This window comes from Zobellella maritima (assembly GCF_003075035.1).
Classification (GTDB): Bacteria; Pseudomonadota; Gammaproteobacteria; order Enterobacterales; family Aeromonadaceae; genus Oceanimonas; species Oceanimonas maritima.
In genome coordinates this window covers 26727-47541 of the sequence record NZ_QCZE01000004.1, presented here as the reverse complement: position 1 = coordinate 47541, position 20815 = coordinate 26727, and the positions used below count along the sequence as shown (strand labels likewise).

Here is a 20815-nt window from a genome sequence, read left to right as displayed (position 1 = left end):
TAACCGGGATCCCGCCATGGCTTTTCGCATTCGTTACCATTACCGCAAGCAGCAAAAGGAAATTGGCTTCGCCAACGACAAGCATCACAGCCTGTATGATGCCATCGCCGCCGCCGAAGGCCTGGATTTGAGCGAGTTCCACCGGATGGAAGCCCAGCTGGCCAACGTCAGCCGCAACGATCGCAAAACCATGAAGGATTTTCAGGAAGAATACTTCCGCAAGCTGGGCTTCAGCCAGATCACCATCTTCCGGGAAGAAGAATAAGTTATTTCACCCACTTGGGCCTGATATTGCGTGGCGCCGAGTCGAGTTGGGCCAGCAATGGCTTCGGCTGTTCGGCCACCACCAGCAGACCCCGGTAATCGGCCTTGATAAACCCTTGGCCGATGGCGTGGTCGATCAGCGCCAGCAGGGGATCGAAGAAGCGGTTCACATTCAGCAGCCCTACCGGCTTGTTGTGGTGGCCGAGCTGGGCCCAGGTCAGGATCTCGAACAGCTCTTCGAAGGTGCCGAAACCGCCGGGCATGGCGATAAATGCATCCCCCAGGCTGGCCATCCGTGCCTTGCGGGCATGCATATCGGCTACCACATCCAGTTGGGTCAGCCGGGTGTGGCTGATTTCGGCCCGGGCCAGGCTTTCCGGCATGACCCCATGTACCCGTCCGCCGGCCGCCAGTGCGCTGTCGGCCAATATGCCCATCAGCCCGACCGAGCTGCCGCCGTATACCAGTTCGAGGCCGGACCGGCCGATTTCCTCACCCAGGGCCCGGGCCTGTTGCCGATAGCGGGGATCATTGCCCAGGCTGGAGCCACAATAGACACACACTCTGTTGATGCTCATTTATGCTTGCTTCCTGGTTGGTGGCCCTGACCCGCTGTCGGTGAGTATCTTCATCGCAACCTCAGCCAGGCCGGCAGCCAGCCTAACCACAGGGCCAGGTGCAACAATACGATGCACCAGAACAGCAGTTGAAAACGGGTTTTTCGGGTCTTGTGCCGAAACCTGCGCTGGGCCAGCAGGCCGCCGGGCCAGCCACCTGCCAGATCCAGCAGGTGCAGCAGATTTTCCGGGAGCCGCCATTGCGCCTGGCGGGCCCTGTGCTTGTCCAGACCGTAGGCGGCAAAACTGGCAACGCTCATGGCGCCATAGGCGAGCAGCGGCCACCAGTGTTGCAGGTACCAGCCGTACAACAGGCCGAGTAGAAAGGGCAAGCCGGCCAGCAGTGTTGTCAACAGGGTCATGGGATCTGTACCGTGTTCGATTCAGGTTGGCCAAGGGCCGGATCAGCTGGAGTGTAACAGCAGTATCCGGCGGTTTTCCTTTCATTTTATTAGTAATTTACAGTCTCTCGGCGGTTCTTGTAGAATGCCTGCAGATTTTTGGTTCCTTTCCCTTCTTTAAACTTGTGTGGTGCTATGGCTGCTGACGTTCAGGATCTGTCCAACGATGTAGGTGTTCGCCTAAAGGCCGTGCGTACCATGCGCAATATCTCCCAGCGGGAGCTGGCGAAACGCACCGGCGTAACCCACTCCAGCCTGTCGCTGATCGAACAGGGCAAGGTCAGCCCCTCGGTCAGTTCCCTGAAGAAAATCCTCGATGGTATCCCGATTACGGTGGGCGAGTTTTTTACTCTGGATCTGCAGAATACCGATCAGATTTTCTATACGGCGGAGGAGCTGCAGGATGTGGGCTCCGATAACCTGTCCCTGAAACTGGTGGGCTATAACCGCAAGAACCGCGCCATGTCGTTTATTATCGAGACCTACCCGCCCGGGGCAGATACCGGCCACGACATGATGGCCTATCGCGGAGAAGAGGCCGGGGTGGTGATCGAAGGCGAGGTGGAAGTGATTGTCGGTGCCCAGGTGAGGGTGCTGAAGGAAGGGGATAGCTACTACTTCTCTACTACTCAGCCCCACCGGTTCCGCAACAACAGCGATAAGCCTTGCCGGGTGGTCAGCTGCTCGACGCCCGCCAAGCATTTTTAAAGACAAATAGCGGACGTTGTTGTCAATGCGAGGGCGCCTTTCGGCGCCCTCGTTGTATTGTAAACCTTGTCTTTGTACCCGCCAGGAGCGCTTCAGGAGCTCCATCATCAACCCTAAGCAGCCGGCCGGGACGTTATTACCAGCCTTATGTGCAGCGGACGCTTGGGGAGCCGCCTCTGATGCGGCAGGCGTTGGCCGACTTCTACGGGCATGGCAGACACCTGGCCATCAAGCTTGGGGCTCCATCATGGAGCCCTCTGCTTTTAAGGGAAGCCTCAGTTTCCGTGCAGGGCTATCCAGGTGGTCTTCAGCTGGGAATATTCGCTCAGCGAGTGCAGCGATTTGTCCCGGCCGTTGCCCGACTGTTTGACACCGCCGAAGGGCACCGTCATGTCGCCGCCTGCGTAGTTGTTGACATAGACCTGCCCGGATTCCAGCCGACGGGAGGCGATCAGCGCCTTGTCCAGATCCTTGGTCCAGACCGCAGCGGCCAGGCCATAGGGGGAATCGTTGGCGATCTCGATGGCCTCGTCCAGGGTGTCGAAGCCGATCACCGACAGCACCGGGCCGAAAATTTCTTCCCGGGCGATGGTGTGCCGGTTGTTGACCTGGTCGAACAGAGTCGGGGGGAAGTAGTGGCCGCCGCTGTCGGTCAGCACCGGCTCGCCTCCCATACGCAGGCGGGCTCCTTCGTCCACCCCCCTGGCGACATAGCCGCAGATGGTATCCAGCTGGGCGGCGTCGACAATGGCGCCCATGCGGGTGGCCGGATCGAGTGGATCACCGGGTTGCAGCTGCTCGGCATAGGCAATGATGCGCTCGATCAGTTCGTCTTTGATGCTGTTTTCTACCAGCAGGCGGGATCCGGCGATGCAGACCTCACCCTGGTTGAAATAGATGGCCATCGCCGCCTCCCGGGCGATGGTGTCCAGGTCGCCCGCATCGGCGCAAACGATGTTGGCGCTCTTGCCGCCGCATTCCATAAAGGTGCGTTTCAGATTGGACTGGCCCGCATACTGGGTCAGCTGCTTGCCGACCCGGGTGGAACCGGTGAAGGCCAGGCAATCGACCTCGTTGTGCAGTGCCAGCGCCTTGCCCACCGTATGGCCGAAACCGGGCAGCACCTGGAATACGCCGTCGGGAATACCTGCTTCCCTGGCCAGCGCCGCCAGACGAATGGCACTGAGCGGCGACTTCTCCGAGGGTTTGAGGATCACCGAATTACCGGCTGCCAGGGCCGGGGCTATTTTCCAGCAGGACATCATCAGCGGAAAGTTCCAGGGCACAATGGCGGCAACCACCCCCAGTGGTTCTCGGGTGACCAGCCCCAGGCTGTGCTGACCGGTGGGGGCTACCTCGCCATAGACCTTGTCGATGGCCTCGGCATTCCAGCCGATGCAGTTGATGGCGCTGGGCAGGTCCACGTGCAGGCTGTCGCTGATCGGCTTGCCCATATCCAGGGTTTCCAGCAGCGCCAGCTCTTCCTTGTGTTGTTCCATCAAGCGCACTAGTTTAAGCAGGGTGCGCTTTCGCTCGGCGGGGGCGAGGCGGGACCAGGCCCCCTGGCGGAAGGCGTCTCTGGCATGGGCCACCGCCAGTGCCGCATCCTGCTCGTCACAGCCGGCAATCAGGGCCAGCGGCATGCCGTTGGCCGGATTGATACTGGCGAAGGTGTCTCCGCTCACAGCGGACACATACTTGCCGTTGATAAAGGCCCGACCTTCCAGTTGTATCCGCTCACTCATGGCCTGCCAGTCGGCCCGTGTCAATTGACTCATGTTCGGCTCCTCAGAGGGCAATGCCCAGGCGCTGGGCGGTGGCATCCAGGCTGGCGCGGGCCAGGCCGATCAGCTGATCGATTTCTTCCTTGGTGATCACCAGAGGTGGCGAGACCACCATGGTTTCACCTACCGAGCGCATTACGATGCCGGTTTCAAAGCAGATATCCCGGCACAGTCCACCGATCCCTGGCTCGAAGCGGGACAGGGTTACCTTGTCGGCTACCAGCTCCAGGGCGCCGAGCAGGCCCAGAGAGCGGGCTTCTCCGACCAGCGGGTGGCTGGCCAGCTCCGCCCAGCGTTCGGCAAAATAGGGGGCGGCGACATCACGTACATGCTCCAGCACCTGTTCTTGTTCCAGCAGCTCGATATTACGCAGGGCCACCGCGGCGCAGCTGGGATGACCCGAGTAGGTAAAGCCGTGATAGAACTCGCCGCCTTCGTCGATCAGCAGGTCGGCAACCCGGTCGCCGACCAGCACGCCGCCGATGGGCAGGTAACCGGAAGACAGCCCCTTGGCGATTGGCATCAGGTCGGGCTTGATGTTGAAATGCTGGCTGCCGAACCACTGACCCAGCCGTCCGAAACCGCAGATGACTTCGTCGGCGATCAGCAGGATGCCGTACTTGTCACAGATGCGCTGGATTTCCGGCCAGTAGCTGGCGGGCGGAATAATTACCCCACCGGCTCCCTGCACCGGTTCGGCGATAAAGGCTGCGACCCGTTCGACTCCTAGTTGCTGAATCTTTTTTTCTAGGGAGCTGGCCGCCAGCAGGCCGAATTCCTGCGGATCCATTTCCCGGCCTTCACCGAACCAGTAGGGCTGGGCGATATGTTCTATATCGGGCAGCATGGGGCCGCCCTGCTGGTGCATGGGGGCCATGCCGCCCAGGCTGGCACCGGCGACGGTTGAGCCGTGATAGCCATTCTGGCGACCGATTATCACGGTTTTTTCTGGCTTGCCCTGCAGTTGCCAGTAGCGGCGGACCATGCGTACCACGGTATCGTTGGACTCGGAACCGGAGCCGGTGAAAAACACATGGTTGATGTGGTCCGGTGCCAGCTCGGTAAGCTTTTTCGCCAGTTTGATCGCCGGTGGGTGGGCGGTCTTGAAGAAATTGTTGTAATAGGGCAGTTCCTGCATCTGTGTGGTGGCGGCGTCGATCAGTTCCTGACGGCCATAGCCGATATTGACGCACCACAGGCCGGCCATGGCGTCGAGGATTTTGTGACCGTCGGCGTCGTAGATATAGATGCCGTCTGCCTTGGTGATGATGCGGCAGCCTTGCTCGTTCAGCTCCTTGGTGTCGGTGAACGGATGCAGGTGGTGCAGGCTGTCTTCGCGGCGCAATTCGCTGGTGTTGTAGGTGCTCATAATGCCTTCCTTATTTATTTCAAATGCCTGTTCAGGCGTTAAACCGATGCTGGTGTCGGGCACATGCCTCACCGAATGCTGTAAAAATAGCCTGATAAAGTGGGTGCTGCGGGGTCTGCCATTCCGGGTGCCATTGCACGCCGAGGGCAAACGCCAGGGATGGATCACTGATGGCCTCGATCAGTCCATCCGGGGCAGTGGCATCGGCTGTCAGTCCCTGACCCAGGTGGTTTATGCCCTGCTGATGCAATGAATTCACCTTGCTGACTTGCAGGTCACTGATCCGCGCCAGTAATCCCAGGGGATTCAGGCTGATGTCATGGGCCGGATGGTAATGTCCGTTGGTGTCGTCGCCATCCGGTTCCCGGTGATCGAGCATCTCCGGCCTGTCCTGCAGCTGGTGGTGCAGGGTACCGCCATAGGCCACATTCATTTCCTGAAAGCCCCGGCAGATGCCCAGCATCGGCAGGTTAAGCGCTCGGGCCTGACGGATCAGCGAAAAGGCGGAGCCGTCCCGGGCTGGATCGTGGCGGCAGTCTTCCGGGAGCGGAGGTTGGCCGTAGTGATGAGGCTCGACATTGCTGTAGCTGCCGGTCAGGCAGATGCCATCCAGCCGGGCCAGTACCCCGTCCGGAATGCCGGCTTCCAGCGCCGGCAGCAGTACCGGACTGACACCGGCTGCCTCGATCAGGGCTGTTATGTATTTATTGACCACCATATGGCATCCGTGGCCTTCAATGGTCCGCTGGCAGGCGGTCACGCCGACTAGAGGGCGTTGTGTAATTCTATCCATGCTGTCACCCGAATAATATCGCTGTTTGCTTATAATCAACGTATCTTGTTGTCCGCCGACAATCAATTACCGTCAAAGGAGAGCATAAGTGTTAATGGAATACAAAGCGTTCATCGCTAAAAAGCCGGAGAAAGGCTGAATAATGTGACGCAAGTACAGTTGTGTTATGTTTTATTAACCATGCATTATCATCTCAGCTTGTGCTTGCATGTTTAATATAATATAACGATTGACGTTTGATATGTTGAAGATAACACAACAAGGGAATGCATTTATGGCGATCACCGGCATGCACGAAGCCCAGGTTTTCCTGGAGCAGAATCCGGACATCAACTCCATCGATCTGATGATTGGCGATATCAATGGCGTGGTCCGTGGTAAGCGGATCCCTCGGGACAGCCTGCTCAAGGCCTATGAAGAAGGGATCTGCCTGCCGGCTTCCTTGTTCGCTCTGGACATCAATGGCAACACCATAGAAGAGACCGGGCTGGGACTGGATCAGGGGGAAGCCGACCGACTGTGCTTCCCGGTGGCCGGCACCCTTAGTCGCACCCCTTGGCAAGACAGGCCCTGTGCCCAGGTGCTGATGAGCATGTACGAGAACAACGGTGAGCCTTTTATCTATGATCCGCGCCATGTACTGCAGCGGGTACTGGACAGATTCGCCGAGCTGAAGCTGACCCCTGTGGTGGCGGTGGAAACCGAATTTTATGTGGTCGATCGGGAACGAGACGAGCTGCAACAGCTGCAGCCGCCGGTATCGCCGGTCACCGGCAAACGGGATACTCAGTGCCAGGTGTATTCATTGTCGGACCTGGATGACCACTGCGATTTTATCGAAGCCATCCATGAAGCAGCCCAGGTTCAGCAGTTGCCGGTGGATACGGCGATTGCCGAATGCGCTCCCGGCCAGTTCGAAATCAACCTGAAACACAGGGCGGATGCCATGCAGGCCTGTGATGAGGCGGTATTGCTGAAACGGTTGATCAAGGGGGTGGCGGCCCGTCATCAGATGGATGCCACCTTTATGGCCAAGCCCTATAACCAGGAGGCGGGTAGCGGCACTCATATTCATGTCAGCCTGCTGGATGAGCATGGCAACAATGTATTCAAGGGCGAGGCGGACGATCCCCTGGGCAGTGTGACGTTGAGACACGCCATCGCCGGCACCCTGGCGCTGATGCCCGAGTCGATGGTGGTCTTTGCCCCCAATGCCAACAGCTATCGCCGCTTCCAGCCGGGTTTCTATGTACCCATGAGCCAGACCTGGGGAGCCGATAACCGTACCGTGGCGGTGCGTATCCCCGGCGGCAGCGGCGAGGCCCGGCGGCTTGAGCACAGGGTGGCGGGGGCCGACGCCAACCCGTATCTGCTGATGGCTAGTATCCTGGCCGGCATTCACTACGGCATCACCCGGCAGCTGACCCCGCCGGAGCCTGTGGTGGGCAATGGCTATGCCTCTCATCCGCCCAGCCTGCCGTCCAGCTGGATCCAGGCGTTGGAACAATGGCAGCGCAACGAGTTGCTGCCGGAATATCTGGGCCGGGAGTTTTGTCGGGTGTATCACGCCAACCGCTACGGCGAACGGCTGCTGTTTATGCGCCATGTCAGCCCCCAGGAATTCGATTGGTATTTGAGGTCGGTATAAATTGCGGCCGGTATAAATAAATGATGTGCATGCCGGATCTGGTTTCCGTTGTCCGGCTATGTATCGCCATATGAATGATGACAACCCATGGAAGGACCTTTAATGACAAGATATATATCCACGAGCATGAAAATGCCGGGCCTGTGGCTGGCCCTGCTGATGTCATTCGCCACCTTGCTGACCCCGGCCTGGGCCGAGGCCGGCATCGAGGCCCCGCCCCTGGTATTGAAGGACACGCCGTTCTCGGTCACCGTCAGTCGGGATGATCCGGCGGCCACCGAGCCACTCTGGCTACAGCTGGACGGGAAGCGCTATCCGCTGGCATTTGCAGACGGCGTAGCCAGCCTGGATGAGCTGACCAGCCGGGCCGAGTCGGTTAGCCTGACACTGGTCAACGAAGCCGGCGACACCCTGGCCGAGGCCGACAGCGTCGGCATTGCCGCCTGGCTGTCGGTGGTGCCGGCCCTGACCGCCATCGTGCTGGCCCTGGTATTCCGCCAAGTGATCCTGGCGCTGTTTATCGCCATTTGTGCCGGTGGCTGGCTGAGTTACGGCCTGTCCGGCGGAAAATTGCTGCAAAGTGTGCTGGACTCGGTCAATGTGCATGTTCTGAACGCCGCCAGCGATTCTGAGCATATGTCGATCGTACTGTTTTGCCTGCTGATCGGCGGCATGGTGGGAATTATTTCCCGCAATGGCGGCACCGTTGGTATCGCCAACCATATCACCCGCTTCGTGCGCGGCCGGCGCAGCGCCCAGACCACTACCGGGCTGCTGGGTACCGCCATCTTCTTCGATGACTACGCCAATGCGCTGATCGTCGGCAATACTATGCGTAATATTACCGATAAGCTGCGTATCTCCCGGGAAAAACTGGCCTATATCGTCGACTCCACCGCCGCCCCCGTGTCGGCCATCCTGTTGGTTACCACCTGGATCGGCTTTCAAGTTGGCTTGATTGACGAGGCCATCGGCCAGATCGACGGCTTTGACGGCTCCGCCTACGGGGTGTTCCTGGACGCCATCAGCTACAGCTTCTATCCGATCCTGGCGCTGCTGTTCGTGTTTATGATAAGCCTCAGTGGCCGTGATTTTGGCCCCATGCTGAAAGCCGAAGTGAAGGCGGTGCAAAGACGCAGCGATGCCGCCGATGAGCTGACCGATATGGAGGCGATTGCCGAAGAGGCCAGTATCGATGCCAAGCCGGGCATACCACACCGGGCCCTGAACGCCATCATCCCGATGACGGTGCTGGTGCTGACTACCCTGGGCGGTATCTGGTATACCGGCCTGGAAGAGCTGGGCCATCCCGCCCAGTACAGCCTGCGCGATGTCTTCGGCAATGGTGACTCCTTTACCGCCATGATGTGGGGCTCGCTGCTGAGTACCCTGGTGGCGCTGGTGATGACCCAGGGCCAGCGGCTGCTGAGCATGGATGAGACCGCCCATTACTGGTTTGAAGGGGTCAAGTCCATGCTGCTGCCGATCACCATACTGATGATGGCCTGGGCCCTGTCGTCGGTGAACGAAGCGCTGCACACCAGCGACTACCTGGTCAGCGTGCTGAGTGACAGCCTGGCGCCGGAACTGATCCCGGTGAGCGTGTTCATGCTGTCGGCCTTTACCGCCTTTGCCACCGGTTCCTCCTGGGGGGTGATGGGCATCATGATGCCCCTGGTGGTGCCCCTGGCCTGGGCTGTGCTGCAGCACCACGGCCTGGCCGGTGATCCTGAATCCATGCACCTCTTCTATGCCTCGGTGGCCGCGGTGCTGGCCGGTGCAGTGTGGGGAGATCACTGCTCGCCGCTGGCGGAAACCACCCTGTTGGCGGCCATGGCCTCCGGCTGCGGCCTGGTGGAGCATGTACGAACCCAACTGCCTTATGCGCTGTTTGTAGGGGTGATTGCCACCCTGTTCGGGATCCTGCCGGTGGCCTACGGGGTGCCCTGGTGGCTGGGGATTGTGGTATCTGCCCTGGCGATGGCCGCCGGCCTGCGCCTGCTGGGCAAGCGGGCCGATGATGCACAGCAGGCCGGGCTGCAGTCACCCGGTCAACCGGCGGTAGCTCAGGAGAAGAGGATTAAGTCGTTATCCTGATGGTGTGCGGTGTGAGTAGTGCAAAATAATAGAGGGGCGCAAGCCCCTCTTTTATTATTGCTAACCACCGCACAGTTGCCGGTGCACCGTCTTGATACAGAGATCTTCCACATATTCCAGTTCGGCTTCGGCTGCGGACTCGGCTGCATCGGCGTTACGGATACCTTCCTGCAGCCATAGACACTGGGCTTCATGTTCGATGGCCTCCAGGGCGATATCCGAGGCAAACTCGCCGCGACGGAACACATTCACCAGTTGTACCGGTTGATCCAGGTCTTCCAGGCCGGCGACGCAGGTCTGGCCGAGGATAATGGCGCCCGCCAGCTGGGGGTTGACCGGATACACCTGGTAGCCGTGTTGCAGCAGATATGCCATCACCTGATAGCTGGCTCGCTCAGGCCGGTTGGAGGCGCCCACCAGGGCGATGCTGCGTGTTTGGGTCAAGATGCGTTTCAAGCGGCTTTGTTCGAGTTTGTCCATCATGCATTCCACACGAAGAAAAACCTCTTTATACCAGCTTGCCCGCCCGCTAATCCATGGCCGCCGACTCAATTTCTGCGGATATGTTCACCTCCCCGGGATCAGTAGGGGCGGGTGTCCCTGTCATGGGCCTCAAGCCAGTTCTGAGCGGGCCCGATAGAGACGATACCATGGGGATTGATGGTCGGATGGCTGCGGAAGTAATGATGGCGGATATGGGCCATATTGAGGGTGTCGGAAATGCCCGGCAGCTGGTAGATGTCGCGTAAGTAAGCATACAGGTTGGGATATTCGGCTATCTTGCGAAGATCACACTTGAAATGAGTGTGATAGACCGCATCGAACCGGGCCAGCGTGGTCCACAGCCGGATATCGGCCTCGGTGAATTTGTTGCCGACCAGGTAACGCTGTCTGTCCAGCTTCTGCTCCAGCCAGTCCAGTCCGGTGAACAGGGCCCGTACCGCCTCGTCGTAGGCGGGCTGGCTGGTGGCAAAGCCCGCCTTGTAGACGCCGTTGTTGATGGTGTCGTACACCTCGGCATTGATGGTGTCTATCTGGGAACGCAGTGCCTCCGGATAGTAGTCACCGGCCCTGGCTCCGAGGTGATCGAAGGCGTTGTTCAGCATGCGGATGATGTCGGCGGATTCATTGCTGACGATGGTCTGGCGCTGTTTGTCCCACAGCACCGGCACCGTCACCCGACCCGAATAATGGGGATCAGCCTTCAGGTAGAGCTGGTACAGGTAGTCGAGTCCGTAAAGAGCATCGCCGGTGGCGGCCTCGAAATCGGTGTCGAATGTCCAGCCGTGTTCGCCCATCAGCGGGTTGACCACGGAGACCTCTATTATGTTTTCCAGCCCCTTGAGCGCACGTATCATCAGGGTGCGGTGCGCCCAGGGACAGGCCAGCGAGACATACAGGTGATAGCGGTCAGGCTCGGCAGCAAAGCCTGCTTCGTCGGTGGGGCCCGCTTTGCCATCTCTGGTCACCCAGTTGCGAAACTGACTCTTGCTGCGCTCAAAACGGCCCTGATTTTCTTTCGTGTCGTACCAGACATCATGCCAGACGCCCTCAACCAGTTTACCCATGTTCTGCTCCTCGGTAATTCATGTGCGTTAAGGTCATTGTGGGCAAAGCGGCCGGTGGATCCCAGCGGAGAAATTAGCCGAACTCGGTCAAAAAATATGAATGAGATGGCAGGCATCACGGCTGCGGGCTGCCATCTGTTTTGCTTACAGCGGCAGGCTCTGCAGCCACTGTTTGAGCTGTCCGGCGGAGAGAGCACCGGATTGGCGGGCAATTTCCCTGCCCTGTTTGAAGGCGATCAGGGTCGGGATGGAGCGAATGCCAAAGCGTGAGGCCGCGGCCTGATGGGCTTCGGTGTCCAGCTTGGCCAGCCGCAATTGACCGGCAACCTCGCCGGCGGCGGCTGAAAACACCGGCGCCATGCTCTGGCAGGGGCCACACCAGGGCGCCCAGAAGTCGACCACCAGGGGCAGGGTTTCGTTGGCCAGCAATCGATCCAGCTGGCCGCTGTCCAGCTCCAGCGGTGTGGTCGGTAGCAGGGAGGTCTTGCATTTGCCGCATTTGGGCGACTGTTGCAGACGTTCACCGGGAATCCGGTTCTTGGCCTGGCAGGCCGGACAGATCAGGAAATGTTCATTCATCATTGCATCCAGTCAGCCAGTTGGTAGCTCAGGGTATATTGTTCACCGGCCAGCTCCAGCTGTTTGCCGTCGTGCTTGATGGTGGCGCCTTTGGTCAGGGTGGTTAATACCGCGGTTTCCACCTGCTGGACGGCGGGCAGGCAGGCCATCTGGGTGGAAGCCAGCGGCTCGGCCTTCAGGCGGTTCAGCTCCAGGGTGGCGCTGCCGAAGAAACGATTGCAGCCGGCCTTGCCATTGATGGTGAAATGTTCGCCAATTTCCAGATCCGATTCGATCTCCGGATCCACGGCCTCGCCGTTGATGGCGGTCAGCTGCCAGTGATGGTGCTGCAGATCCGACTCGACCACATCCAGGCCGCCGCTACAGGCTGTGAGCAACAGGGCGCCGGCAGCGGTGAATATCGCTTTCATGGGGAATACCTCTTATTGATTGATTTTATTGGTGCAATCCTGGCCCTCTGCCAGCTGCTGCAAATTCTCCAGGGTGGTATGGGCGATGGCGGCAAGCGCTTCGCGGGTCAGGAAAGCCTGATGACCGGTCAGGATCACATTGGGATAGGCCGACAGCAGGTGGAAGGTGTCGTCGCGAATGATTTCATTGGATTTATCGGCGAAGAACAGCTCTTCTTCCTCTTCATAGACATCCAGACCCAGGGCTCCGATCTTGCCGCTGTTGATGGCTTCGATGGCATCTCGGGCATTGACCAGGCCACCCCGGCTGGTATTGATGATCATCACACCGTCTTTCATTCGGGCAAAGGTGCTGCGGTTCAACAGGTGATAGTCGTCCTGTGCCAGCGGGCAGTGCAGGCTGATCACATCGGCTTCCTGAAACAGTTGTTCCAGGGACACATAGCGGGCGCCCAGGGCCAGGACTTCCGGGCGCTCCACCGGGTCGTGCACCAGCAGTTTCATACCCAGGCCATGAAGGATGCGCAGGGTGGCGAGGCCTATCCTGCCGGCACCGATAATGCCGGCGGTCTTGCCGTGCATATTGAAGCCGACCAGGCCATCGAGGGAAAAGTTGGCGTCCCGGGTGCGTTGGTAGGCCTTGTGAATATGGCGGTTGAGGGCAAGCATCAGCCCGACCGTGTGCTCGGCGACCGCTTCCGGTGAATAGGCCGGGACCCGGACCACGGTGATGCCGGCCAGGCGGGCGGCTTCCAGGTCCACATTGTTGTAGCCGGCACAACGCAGGGCGATAATCCTGACCCCACCCTGGGCCAGGATGCTGATCACCTCGGCATTCAGCTTGTCGTTGACGAAGGCGCAGACGGCGTCGAAACCTTGCCCCAGCCTGGCGGTGTGCGGCTCGAGGCGCACATCGAAATAGGTGATATCAAAATCAAAGGCGGCGTTGGCGTCGAGAAAGGCCTGTTGCATATAGGGCCGGTTGCTGAAAAAGGCGACCTTCATAGGGCTCTCTGCTCGCTGTTGCTGGTCACTGAAATATGGTGTCTTTATGTTGCATTTTCAAGGCGGTGTGCCTGTTCCGGCCAGATCCGGAAGTCATGCGTCGGAATTGTTTTGCCAGTGGAGGCATCCGGCGGATATTGTATTCAACCATGGCTTTGACGCCGATGGCCTGCACGAACTGGCCGGTTTGCCGACGCTGGCGTCTGGTTGGCGGGCAAAGGCTGCGGAATATTTGACCAAGGGGCGGGTGGACGACTGGAGCCAGCCGTTGCTGGGCCCCAGGCGGTAGTAGGTTCTTTTACAAAAAGCACTTGCAAGGCCGGCGCCATTTATGTAAATTCACGGCCCATTACGGCATGTAGCGCAGCTTGGTAGCGCACTTCGTTCGGGACGAAGGGGTCGGAGGTTCGAATCCTCTCATGCCGACCAGACTCAACAAAAAGCCCCGCAGCAATGCGGGGCTTTTTGTTTTTCTGCTTTCCTGTCTTGCCGTTTCAATCCGCCTCAGCCTGGTTGCGCAACCACGCCACTAATTCCCTGGCCCTGGGTTTATTCAGGATACGTTTGGGAAAAATCAGGAAATACGCTTTATTGAGTGGCAACGCCAGCGGCGACAAGGCGACCAGTTTGCCTTGCTGCAGTTCTTCGCGGATCAGGGCTTGCTGCCCCAGCAAGATTCCCCGACCCGCGACGGCGGCGTCTATCGCCATCGCCGACAGGTTGAACGAGGGGCCCGGGGTGGGTGGCCTCGAGGTGATGTTGGCCGCCAGCAGCCATTCGTTCCAGTCCGGCAGGAAGCGTCCGTCACGGCCCCAGTCCACGTGGATCATGGGGTAATCGAGCAGTTGCTCGGGATTGGTCAGGGGAGCAGCCGTCCTGAGCAGGGCCGGGCTGCAGACCGGGACGACCGCATCGCGAAACAGCGCTATTTTTTCCTGTTCTGGATACTGTTCATCTCCGAACGAGAGGTAAAAGTCGGTGGGAGTGGTATTGAAGTCAGTCAGGCTGTGGGTAGCCTGGATGCGCAGATCGACTTCCGGGTACAGATCCATCCAGGAATACAGGCGGGGCATCAGCCAGCGGGATGCCAGGGCGGGCAGGGCGGTGATGGTCAGGGTATGGTCTCCCTGATATTGCGCCATATTCTGCTGGGCCACGCGCAGGGTTTCGAAGGCTTCCTGGGTAAAGGCCAGGTAGCTGATCCCCGGTTCGGTCAGCTCGACGCCGGTTTTGGAGCGAATGAACAGCTTGACCCCCAGGTGTTCTTCCAGCTGGCGGATTTGCTGGCTGACCGCCGCCGGTGTGAGGCACAGGGTATCGGCTGCGCTGGCCAGGCTGCCGGTCTTGGCGGCGGTTTCAAAGGCCAGTATGTTGCTTAGCTTGGGTAAACGGCGGTGATTGGCCTGCTCCATGGATACTCTCTCGCGACATGACTATCCGGCCCGAGCAGGCCGGTGGTCCGATCATGTGGCGCGGCGGCGGTCGGGTCAAGCCGGTTCGGGCAGAGAGAAGGGTTAGAGTTTGTTAACACATCATTAACGTTATATCGCTATTGCCGTTCGGCGGGGTTTTATAAGGTAAATGGGCTGAAACATACTGACCTAATCGGAGCTATACCATGAGCAAGCTGAACCCTATCCTCGACTTATCTGCCTACCCCATCGATGATCCGGACTTTCGCGCCGAATGCCGAAACACCCTGGCCCGTACCGGCGCCCTGGTGTTGCCGGGCTTTATGAAGCCCGAGGCGGTGGAGCGGGTGAAGCAGGAGGGGCTGGCAAAGCAACACCTGGCCTACTACACCGCCAATCAGCATAACGTCTACCTGGCGGAGCCGGATCCCGCCTTCGGAGAGGATCACCCACGCAACCGGAAAGTGACCTCATCCAAGGGGTGCATTACCGATGACCTTATCGGTGTGGATTCTCCCCTGCGCATCATGTACAACGCCGAGGCGTTCCGTGATTTCCTGGGCGATGTACTGGCAGAAACCCTCTATGAATACGCTGATCGGCTGTCTTCAATTAACCTGCACTATGCCGGTGAAGGGCAGGAGCTGGGCTGGCACTTCGATAACTCTTCCTTCGCCATCACCCTGCTTATCCAGAAGCCCGCCGGCGGCGGTGTGTTTGAGTATGTGGAAAACATGCGCGACGCGGATCGGGGTGAGATGAACTACGAAGCGGTGGACCGAGTACTCAGGGGCGAGTTTGAGGTCAAGCAGCTGAGCATGGAGCCGGGTGCCCTGGTGCTGTTCCGTGGCCGCAACGCTATTCATCGGGTGACCCCGACCGAGGGGAAGGTGACCCGCATGCTGGTGGTGCTGGCCTACAACAACCAGCCCAACGTCGCCCTGTCGGAAACGGCCCGCATGACCTTCTATGGCCGGCTGTAAGCCGGATTGGTGGTAGTGGCTGGGAGCGGTTGGCAAGCTGAGCCGACCTTGCATCAAGCCACATAGTCTTGCGATGGCGGATCGGCAGTTCAATCTTGCTTGGTGTTGATGAGTGATATCCGGTTCGGCGGAGCCGTTGGCGTAAGCCATGCCTGCGGCCCTGACGCCGACTTTGGTTCCCGGGCGGGTGCCGGAAACTGTTGTGATTACAACGACATGGAGGTGTCTATGAATACTATTGTGCTTGCTGTACTGATGATGATCGTGCTTAGCCTGATCCGGGTGCCGGTGGTCATCGCCCTGGTGGCATCGGCGGTGATCGGCGGCCTGTATGCGGGTATGTCGATTGCCGACATCACGGCAGCCTTTAACGGTGGTCTGGGTAGTGGTGCTGTGGTGGCGCTGGCATCGGCTACCCTGGGGGCCTTCGCGGTGGCGCTGTCGCGCACCGGTATCGCCGATGTGATTGCTGGTAAAACCCTGGAATTGATCGGTGCCAGCCGGGATGCGACCCGGTTGAAATATGTCAAATGGGGCATCTATACGGCCCTGGTGGTGATCGGGTTCTCCGCCGATACCATAGTGCCCATTCACATCGCCTTTATCCCCATGCTGATCCCGCCCTTGCTGGGGCTGATGAACATGATGAAACTGGATAGGCGTATCATCGCCTGTGTGCTGACCTTCAGCATCGTCATCCCCTACATGATTGCGCCGGTCGGATTTGGGGCCATCTTCCTTAACGACATTCTTACTCAGAATGTCAACGAAGCCGGTGCCAGCTTAGGGGTTGCGGTCACCAACGACATGGCGCCCAAGGCCATGCTGATCCCGGCCCTGGGCATGATTGTCGGCCTGCTGGTCGCGGTGTTCTTCAGCTATCGCAAGCCCCGCGACTATCAGCATGTTGAATATTCTCAGCCGATTGCCGGTGCGAATAGCGAGCAGGAAGAAGCCGCGCCTCGTCGCCTGTCATTCTTGCAGCTGTGCGTACTCGGTGTAGCGGTAGGCGGGGCCCTGCTAGTGCAGGTGGTGACAGGCTCCATGGTGCTGGGGGGTCTGCTGGGCTTTACCCTGCTGTCGATGAACGGCCTATTCAAATGGAAAGATCAGGACGATGTGTTCACCCAGGGCATGAGGTTGATGGCCTTTATCGGTTTCGTGATGATTGCCGCCGCCGGCTTTGCCGGGGTGATGAAGGCGACCGGTGCCATCCCCGAACTGGTGGCCGGAGCAGGGACACTGATTGGCAACAGTCCGGCCATGGCCGCCCTGGTGATGTTGCTGGTGGGGTTATTTATTACCATGGGTATCGGCTCGTCCTTTTCTACCGTGCCTATTATCGCAGCCATCTTCGTGCCGATGGCGATGCATTTCGGGTTCTCTCCCATGGCGACCATCGCCCTGGTCGGTACTGCCGGCGCCCTGGGCGATGCGGGTTCACCCGCATCGGACTCCACCCTGGGGCCTACCGCCGGCCTGAACGTGGATGGTCAGCATGACCATATCCGTGACTCGGTGATCCCCACCTCCATGCATTACAACATACCGTTGATCCTGTTTGGCTGGATAGCGGCTCAGGTGCTGTAACCGTCTCCGATGTTCATAACGCCAGTCGGCCAGGCCGACTGGCGTTTTTTATGGCTAAGCTTCTGTCAGAGAACAGGGGATCACCGGCCGGTGTGACGGCGATGGTCGCGTGTCGGCATTCGGAGGCTGAGGATGGACAAGGGCAGTACGGTCGCGGTGATCGGTGCCGGCATTATCGGCGTTACCAGCGCCTATATGCTGGTGCAGGCGGGATTCAGGGTGGTGCTGCTCGACTCCGATGAACCCATGAAGGGAACCAGCTTCGCCAACGCCGCCCAGCTCAGCTTTGACAACGCCGATGCTATGGCCTCTCCTGCCCTGCTGCGTAAGCTGCCCGCCATCTTGCTGGGGCGGGAGCCCGCCTTCCGGCTGGACTGGCGGCAGTCCCCCGGCTGGCTGTCCTGGGGGGCTCGTTTCCTGATGCAGGGCCGAGCCGGGAGTGAGAGCCACAACAGCCATTACCTTGCCCGACTCGCCTTGCATTCTCGGGAGCAGTTGCATGCCTTGCTGCGGGTCCATCCGCTGAGCTTTCACCATCGTTGCACCGGCAGGTTGCAGATCTACGAGAGGGCGGCAGACCTGGCGCGGGCGGCTCGGCATATCGAGCACAAGGGCCGGTGGGGATGTCGGCTGCAACTGCTCGACCGAGCAGCCTGCCTGGCCCTGGAGCCGCTCTTAAGCCAGTGGCGGGGCGACTGGGTGGGGGGCGTCTATGCCCCCCGGGACGAAGTGGGCGATGCTCCTGCCTTTGCCGAGGGGCTGCTGGCGTTGATGCGTGAGACGGATCGGCTGGAGGAGCGTTACCGGACCCGGGTGCTGCGATTGCTCATCCGCAAGCGGCATATCGAAGCCCTGGCAACCCCGGCTGGCAGGGTGGAGGCCGATGCCTATGTGCTGGCCACCGGCGCGGGAGGACAGGCTCTGGTCCGGGAATTGGGGCTGCACCTACCCATCTATCCAGTCAAGGGACACAGCCTGACGGTACCGGCGACCGCCCGGGCGCCGGAGGTGAGCGTCAGCGATGTGTCCGGTCGGGTGGTGTTCACCCGCCTGGGGGAGCGGCTACGGGTGGCGGGCGGGGCGGATCTGGTCGGCTTCGATACCCGGCCATCGCCGAAGCGGATCGGCTACCTGCTTGAACTGTGCCGACGGCGTCTCCCCGAGGCCGGCCGCTATGATGAGCCGCTGCATGGCTGGGCGGGGCTACGGCCGGTGACTCCCGACAGCCTGCCGATCATCGGCCGGGCCGGCGCCGATAACCTCTATTTCAACCTGGGCCACGGCATGCTGGGCTGGACCCTGGCGATGGGCTCGGCGTCATTGTTGGCCGCCCAGATCGGCGGGCAGCCCTTGCCGGTGGCTTCTGCCGGGTTCACCCCGCAAGAACAGGGGCTGAATTCGGTCCGCTTTAAATAGCTGCGCTCAGAGGTAAAGCCGCGCACCGACGCGCGATCCACCTTCCATGGTACAGCAGGTCTGGTTACCGGCACCTTGCCTCAGTTCAGGATGTGGCAGCCTCAGGAGCCATCACTGAAAGATGAAGCTTTCTTGAAAGTCTTGTCTATACAAGTTGTTGTCTCTGGCTCGTAGGTGCCTTTAACTACCTTATTAACAACAGCTTACAGATAGATCTGATACTGCAACAGTACTCGTCGTACATCTGGCTGACACAGTTTCTCAATAAAACTGTCATCTGCTGCCAGCAGGATGGCTCACGAATCTAACGTGAGGCTGCTGGCAATGAACAAGATCATTGAAGTCAAGAGTCTGAGCAAGACCTTTGATAACAAGAAGGCGCTGAAAGAGGTCAGCCTGGATATTTCCCATTCGGGAATGACTGCGCTGCTGGGTCCGTCCGGCTCGGGCAAGTCCACCCTGCTGCGTCACCTGAGCGGGTTGGTGTTTTCCGATCATCAGGCAACGACCGAAATACGGGTTATGGGTCAGCTGGTGCAATCCCGGGGCAAGGCGTCGCCGCAGGTGCGCCGCTGCCGGGCTCAGGCCGGCTATATCTTCCAGCAATTCAATTTGGTCAACCGCTTGAGCGTACTGACCAATGTGTTGATCGGCGCCCTGGGCGTCACCGCCAAGTGGCGGACCCTGACCGGATGCTTTACCCAGGCCCAGCGACTACAGGCGATGGCCGCGTTGGAGCGGGTCGGCATGGCGGCTTTTGCCGAACAGCGGGTTTCTACCCTGTCCGGCGGTCAGCAGCAACGGGTGGCCATCGCCCGCTCGCTGATGCAGAAGGCGAGCATTATTTTTGCCGACGAACCCATCGCCTCGCTCGATCCCGAATCGGCGCGCACCGTGATGGAGCTGCTCAGGGATATCAACCAGCAGGAAGGCATCCCCGTGGTGGTGACCCTGCATCAGGTCGACTACGCACTCAAGTACTGCCAGCAGCTGGTCGCCCTGCGGGAAGGGGAAATCTTCTATCAGGGGGCCTCCGGCGCCATTACCGAGCAGGCACTGGCGGCACTCTATACCAAGTCACCTTCGACGAAGACCACACCGACTGTTTCAGGGCCTGCAAGCAAACCGCTGCTGGCTACACCTTCCTTCGTATCCGGTTCAATTCAAGGACAACTGTCATGATGCATGCATTGAAAAAACTCGTGGGTGGCGCGACCCTGCTGGCCGCCGCAGTGTCGACGCCGGTTCTGGCGGACGATGCCCCCCTGTCGACCATCAATTTCGGCATTATCTCCACCGAATCCCAGCAAAATCTCAAACAGAGCTGGGAGCCCTTCCTGGCCGATATGGAAAAGCAGCTGGGCGTGGAAGTGGAAGCCTTCTTCGCCCCGGATTACGCCGGCATCATCCAGGGGATGCGTTTCGACAAGGTCGATATCGCCTGGCTGGGCAACAAATCGGCGATGGAGGCGGTAGACCGGGCAGGCGGTGAAATCTTTGCCCAGACGGTCCGCGCCGACGGCCAGCCCGGTTACTGGAGCCTGTTGATCGCCCACCAGGACAGCCCGCTCAACACCGTTGAGGATGTGCTGGCACAGCGTAAGGAGCTGGTGTTCGGCAACGGCGACCCCAACTCTACCTCCGGCTTCCTGGTGCCTTCCTATTATGTGTTTGCCCAGAACCAGGTATCCCCCCAGGAATTCAAGCGCACCCTCAACTCCAGCCACGAGGTCAATGTGTTCGCGGTGCTGAACAAGCAGGTGGACGTGGCGACCAACAATACCGAAAGCCTGGAACGCTTTGCCCAGCACAGCCCGGAAAAGGTAAAGAACATCAAGGTGTTGTGGAAATCTCCCTTAATCCCGGCCGATCCCATCGTCTGGCGCAAAAACCTGCCGGAAGCCACCAAGCAGGCGGTCTACGGTTTCTTTATGGACTATGGCCGCTCCGGTGATCCGCAACAGCAGGACATCCTGGCCGCGCTGCAGTGGGCCTCCTTCAAGCCCTCCAGCGATCTGCAGCTGCTGCCCATTCGACAGCTGCAGCTGTTCAAGGATCTGAAAGAGCTGGAAAGCAACCAGGCAGACGCCGGTGATATCGCCCGGGTGAAGGTGCAGCTGGCGGCGTTGAACCGTCAGATGTCCGCCCTGTCGGCGATGACCAACTAATAC

21 protein-coding genes and 1 tRNA gene are annotated in these 20815 nt (G+C 59.6%); 11 read left to right on the top strand and 11 right to left on the bottom strand.

Annotated elements, in window-relative coordinates; translation table 11 throughout:
* Positions 1 to 16: 16 nt before the first annotated feature.
* Positions 17 to 265 carry a DUF2960 domain-containing protein gene (locus DCS96_RS15525; protein ID WP_116475418.1) on the top strand — a complete coding sequence of 83 codons (249 nt, stop codon included), beginning with the start codon at positions 17 to 19 and terminating at the stop codon, positions 263 to 265.
* A 1-nt stretch (position 266) separates the two neighbouring features.
* Here DCS96_RS15525 and DCS96_RS15520 read toward each other — a convergent pair whose 3' ends face one another.
* The gene (locus DCS96_RS15520; protein ID WP_116475318.1) at positions 267 to 842 is read right to left on the bottom strand and encodes an LOG family protein; all 576 of its coding nucleotides are present in this window, start codon (positions 840 to 842) and stop codon (positions 267 to 269) included.
* A gap of 50 nt (positions 843 to 892) precedes the next feature.
* A complete protein-coding gene (locus DCS96_RS15515) occupies positions 893 to 1243 on the bottom strand; it encodes a DUF1294 domain-containing protein (RefSeq protein WP_116475317.1) in 351 nt (116 codons plus the stop codon).
* Positions 1244 to 1417: 174 nt separating this feature from the next.
* Between DCS96_RS15515 and DCS96_RS15510 the strand changes: the two genes are divergently transcribed.
* Positions 1418 to 1990 (top strand): cupin domain-containing protein, encoded by a 573-nt coding sequence (locus tag DCS96_RS15510; RefSeq protein WP_116475316.1) that lies wholly within the window; start codon positions 1418 to 1420, stop codon positions 1988 to 1990.
* Between the two features lie 275 nt (positions 1991 to 2265).
* Here the strand turns inward: DCS96_RS15510 and DCS96_RS15505 are convergent, their stop codons facing one another.
* Genes DCS96_RS15505 through DCS96_RS15495 form a run of 3 tightly spaced genes read right to left on the bottom strand, consistent with a single transcriptional unit; the run spans position 2266 to position 5936 of the window.
* A complete protein-coding gene (locus DCS96_RS15505) occupies positions 2266 to 3768 on the bottom strand; it encodes an aldehyde dehydrogenase (RefSeq protein WP_116475315.1) in 1503 nt (500 codons plus the stop codon).
* Between the two features lie 10 nt (positions 3769 to 3778).
* Positions 3779 to 5143: an aspartate aminotransferase family protein gene (locus DCS96_RS15500; RefSeq protein WP_116475314.1), complete on the bottom strand. Its 1365-nt coding sequence runs from the start codon at positions 5141 to 5143 to the stop codon at positions 3779 to 3781.
* 31 nt (positions 5144 to 5174) lie between these two features.
* Positions 5175 to 5936, bottom strand: a complete 762-nt coding sequence (locus DCS96_RS15495) for a gamma-glutamyl-gamma-aminobutyrate hydrolase family protein (RefSeq protein WP_116475313.1) — start codon at positions 5934 to 5936, stop codon at positions 5175 to 5177.
* Positions 5937 to 6210: 274 nt separating this feature from the next.
* Here DCS96_RS15495 and DCS96_RS15490 point away from each other — a divergent pair, with 274 nt between their 5' ends.
* Complete coding sequence (locus tag DCS96_RS15490; RefSeq protein ID WP_116475312.1) at positions 6211 to 7584, top strand: glutamine synthetase family protein; 1374 nt, start codon at positions 6211 to 6213, stop codon at positions 7582 to 7584.
* Between the two features lie 102 nt (positions 7585 to 7686).
* A complete protein-coding gene (locus DCS96_RS15485) occupies positions 7687 to 9681 on the top strand; it encodes a Na+/H+ antiporter NhaC family protein (protein WP_232818294.1) in 1995 nt (664 codons plus the stop codon).
* Positions 9682 to 9741: 60 nt separating this feature from the next.
* Here DCS96_RS15485 and DCS96_RS15480 read toward each other — a convergent pair whose 3' ends face one another.
* The 5 genes from DCS96_RS15480 to DCS96_RS15460 all read right to left on the bottom strand — a co-directional run bounded on the left by DCS96_RS15480 (position 9742) and on the right by DCS96_RS15460 (position 13243).
* Complete coding sequence (locus DCS96_RS15480; protein ID WP_116475310.1) at positions 9742 to 10161, bottom strand: CoA-binding protein; 420 nt, start codon at positions 10159 to 10161, stop codon at positions 9742 to 9744.
* Positions 10162 to 10262: 101 nt separating this feature from the next.
* Entirely contained in the window at positions 10263 to 11249 is a 987-nt protein-coding gene (locus tag DCS96_RS15475; RefSeq protein WP_116475309.1) for a glutathione S-transferase family protein, read from the bottom strand.
* Positions 11250 to 11393: 144 nt separating this feature from the next.
* Positions 11394 to 11828, bottom strand: a complete 435-nt coding sequence (gene trxC, locus DCS96_RS15470; protein WP_116475308.1) for a thioredoxin TrxC — start codon at positions 11826 to 11828, stop codon at positions 11394 to 11396.
* The gene (locus tag DCS96_RS15465) at positions 11828 to 12238 is read right to left on the bottom strand and encodes an META domain-containing protein (protein WP_116475307.1); all 411 of its coding nucleotides are present in this window, start codon (positions 12236 to 12238) and stop codon (positions 11828 to 11830) included. The genes trxC and DCS96_RS15465 overlap by 1 nt, the downstream gene beginning before the upstream one ends.
* A 12-nt stretch (positions 12239 to 12250) precedes the next feature.
* Positions 12251 to 13243 carry a 2-hydroxyacid dehydrogenase gene (locus DCS96_RS15460; RefSeq protein WP_116475306.1) on the bottom strand — a complete coding sequence of 331 codons (993 nt, stop codon included), beginning with the start codon at positions 13241 to 13243 and terminating at the stop codon, positions 12251 to 12253.
* Between the two features lie 46 nt (positions 13244 to 13289).
* Between DCS96_RS15460 and DCS96_RS15455 the strand changes: the two genes are divergently transcribed.
* Positions 13290 to 13532 carry a 3-alpha domain-containing protein gene (locus tag DCS96_RS15455; protein ID WP_116475305.1) on the top strand — a complete coding sequence of 81 codons (243 nt, stop codon included), beginning with the start codon at positions 13290 to 13292 and terminating at the stop codon, positions 13530 to 13532.
* A 63-nt stretch (positions 13533 to 13595) separates the two neighbouring features.
* Positions 13596 to 13672, top strand: a tRNA-Pro gene (locus DCS96_RS15450).
* Positions 13673 to 13737: 65 nt separating this feature from the next.
* Here DCS96_RS15450 and DCS96_RS15445 read toward each other — a convergent pair.
* Positions 13738 to 14655 (bottom strand): LysR substrate-binding domain-containing protein, encoded by a 918-nt coding sequence (locus DCS96_RS15445; RefSeq protein ID WP_116475304.1) that lies wholly within the window; start codon positions 14653 to 14655, stop codon positions 13738 to 13740.
* Positions 14656 to 14861: 206 nt separating this feature from the next.
* On the opposite strand from DCS96_RS15445, the gene DCS96_RS15440 reads away from it, so the two are divergent.
* The 5 genes from DCS96_RS15440 (at position 14862) to phnD (ending at position 20812) form a co-directional block, all read left to right on the top strand.
* The gene (locus tag DCS96_RS15440; protein WP_116475303.1) at positions 14862 to 15638 is read left to right on the top strand and encodes a HalD/BesD family halogenase; all 777 of its coding nucleotides are present in this window, start codon (positions 14862 to 14864) and stop codon (positions 15636 to 15638) included.
* Positions 15639 to 15866: 228 nt separating this feature from the next.
* Positions 15867 to 17228, top strand: a complete 1362-nt coding sequence (locus DCS96_RS15435) for a Na+/H+ antiporter family protein (protein ID WP_116475302.1) — start codon at positions 15867 to 15869, stop codon at positions 17226 to 17228.
* A 132-nt stretch (positions 17229 to 17360) separates the two neighbouring features.
* On the top strand, positions 17361 to 18644 hold the full coding sequence (locus DCS96_RS15430) for an FAD-dependent oxidoreductase (RefSeq protein ID WP_116475301.1): 1284 nt from the start codon (positions 17361 to 17363) through the stop codon (positions 18642 to 18644).
* A 324-nt stretch (positions 18645 to 18968) separates the two neighbouring features.
* A complete protein-coding gene (phnC, locus tag DCS96_RS15425) occupies positions 18969 to 19826 on the top strand; it encodes a phosphonate ABC transporter ATP-binding protein (RefSeq protein ID WP_116475300.1) in 858 nt (285 codons plus the stop codon).
* Positions 19823 to 20812: a phosphonate ABC transporter substrate-binding protein gene (phnD, locus tag DCS96_RS15420; RefSeq protein ID WP_116475299.1), complete on the top strand. Its 990-nt coding sequence runs from the start codon at positions 19823 to 19825 to the stop codon at positions 20810 to 20812. Before phnC ends, phnD begins: the two co-directional genes overlap by 4 nt.
* Positions 20813 to 20815 lie beyond the last annotated feature (3 nt).

What these genes read in the sequence shown, in the direction of transcription:
- DCS96_RS15490 (WP_116475312.1), top strand. Translation starts at nt 6,211, where the DNA reads ATGGCGATCACCGGCATGCACGAAGCCCAGGTTTTCCTGGAGCAGAAT.
- DCS96_RS15515 (WP_116475317.1), bottom strand. Translation starts at nt 1,243, where the DNA reads ATGACCCTGTTGACAACACTGCTGGCCGGCTTGCCCTTTCTACTCGGC.
- DCS96_RS15500 (WP_116475314.1), bottom strand. Translation starts at nt 5,143, where the DNA reads ATGAGCACCTACAACACCAGCGAATTGCGCCGCGAAGACAGCCTGCAC.
- phnD (WP_116475299.1), top strand. Translation starts at nt 19,823, where the DNA reads ATGATGCATGCATTGAAAAAACTCGTGGGTGGCGCGACCCTGCTGGCC.
- DCS96_RS15485 (WP_232818294.1), top strand. Translation starts at nt 7,687, where the DNA reads ATGACAAGATATATATCCACGAGCATGAAAATGCCGGGCCTGTGGCTG.
- DCS96_RS15525 (WP_116475418.1), top strand. Translation starts at nt 17, where the DNA reads ATGGCTTTTCGCATTCGTTACCATTACCGCAAGCAGCAAAAGGAAATT.
- DCS96_RS15465 (WP_116475307.1), bottom strand. Translation starts at nt 12,238, where the DNA reads ATGAAAGCGATATTCACCGCTGCCGGCGCCCTGTTGCTCACAGCCTGT.
- DCS96_RS15460 (WP_116475306.1), bottom strand. Translation starts at nt 13,243, where the DNA reads ATGAAGGTCGCCTTTTTCAGCAACCGGCCCTATATGCAACAGGCCTTT.
- DCS96_RS15455 (WP_116475305.1), top strand. Translation starts at nt 13,290, where the DNA reads ATGTTGCATTTTCAAGGCGGTGTGCCTGTTCCGGCCAGATCCGGAAGT.
- DCS96_RS15435 (WP_116475302.1), top strand. Translation starts at nt 15,867, where the DNA reads ATGAATACTATTGTGCTTGCTGTACTGATGATGATCGTGCTTAGCCTG.
- trxC (WP_116475308.1), bottom strand. Translation starts at nt 11,828, where the DNA reads ATGAATGAACATTTCCTGATCTGTCCGGCCTGCCAGGCCAAGAACCGG.
- phnC (WP_116475300.1), top strand. Translation starts at nt 18,969, where the DNA reads ATGAACAAGATCATTGAAGTCAAGAGTCTGAGCAAGACCTTTGATAAC.
- DCS96_RS15505 (WP_116475315.1), bottom strand. Translation starts at nt 3,768, where the DNA reads ATGAGTCAATTGACACGGGCCGACTGGCAGGCCATGAGTGAGCGGATA.
- DCS96_RS15475 (WP_116475309.1), bottom strand. Translation starts at nt 11,249, where the DNA reads ATGGGTAAACTGGTTGAGGGCGTCTGGCATGATGTCTGGTACGACACG.
- DCS96_RS15430 (WP_116475301.1), top strand. Translation starts at nt 17,361, where the DNA reads ATGGACAAGGGCAGTACGGTCGCGGTGATCGGTGCCGGCATTATCGGC.
- DCS96_RS15510 (WP_116475316.1), top strand. Translation starts at nt 1,418, where the DNA reads ATGGCTGCTGACGTTCAGGATCTGTCCAACGATGTAGGTGTTCGCCTA.
- DCS96_RS15440 (WP_116475303.1), top strand. Translation starts at nt 14,862, where the DNA reads ATGAGCAAGCTGAACCCTATCCTCGACTTATCTGCCTACCCCATCGAT.
- DCS96_RS15495 (WP_116475313.1), bottom strand. Translation starts at nt 5,936, where the DNA reads ATGGATAGAATTACACAACGCCCTCTAGTCGGCGTGACCGCCTGCCAG.
- DCS96_RS15445 (WP_116475304.1), bottom strand. Translation starts at nt 14,655, where the DNA reads ATGGAGCAGGCCAATCACCGCCGTTTACCCAAGCTAAGCAACATACTG.
- DCS96_RS15520 (WP_116475318.1), bottom strand. Translation starts at nt 842, where the DNA reads ATGAGCATCAACAGAGTGTGTGTCTATTGTGGCTCCAGCCTGGGCAAT.
- DCS96_RS15480 (WP_116475310.1), bottom strand. Translation starts at nt 10,161, where the DNA reads ATGGACAAACTCGAACAAAGCCGCTTGAAACGCATCTTGACCCAAACA.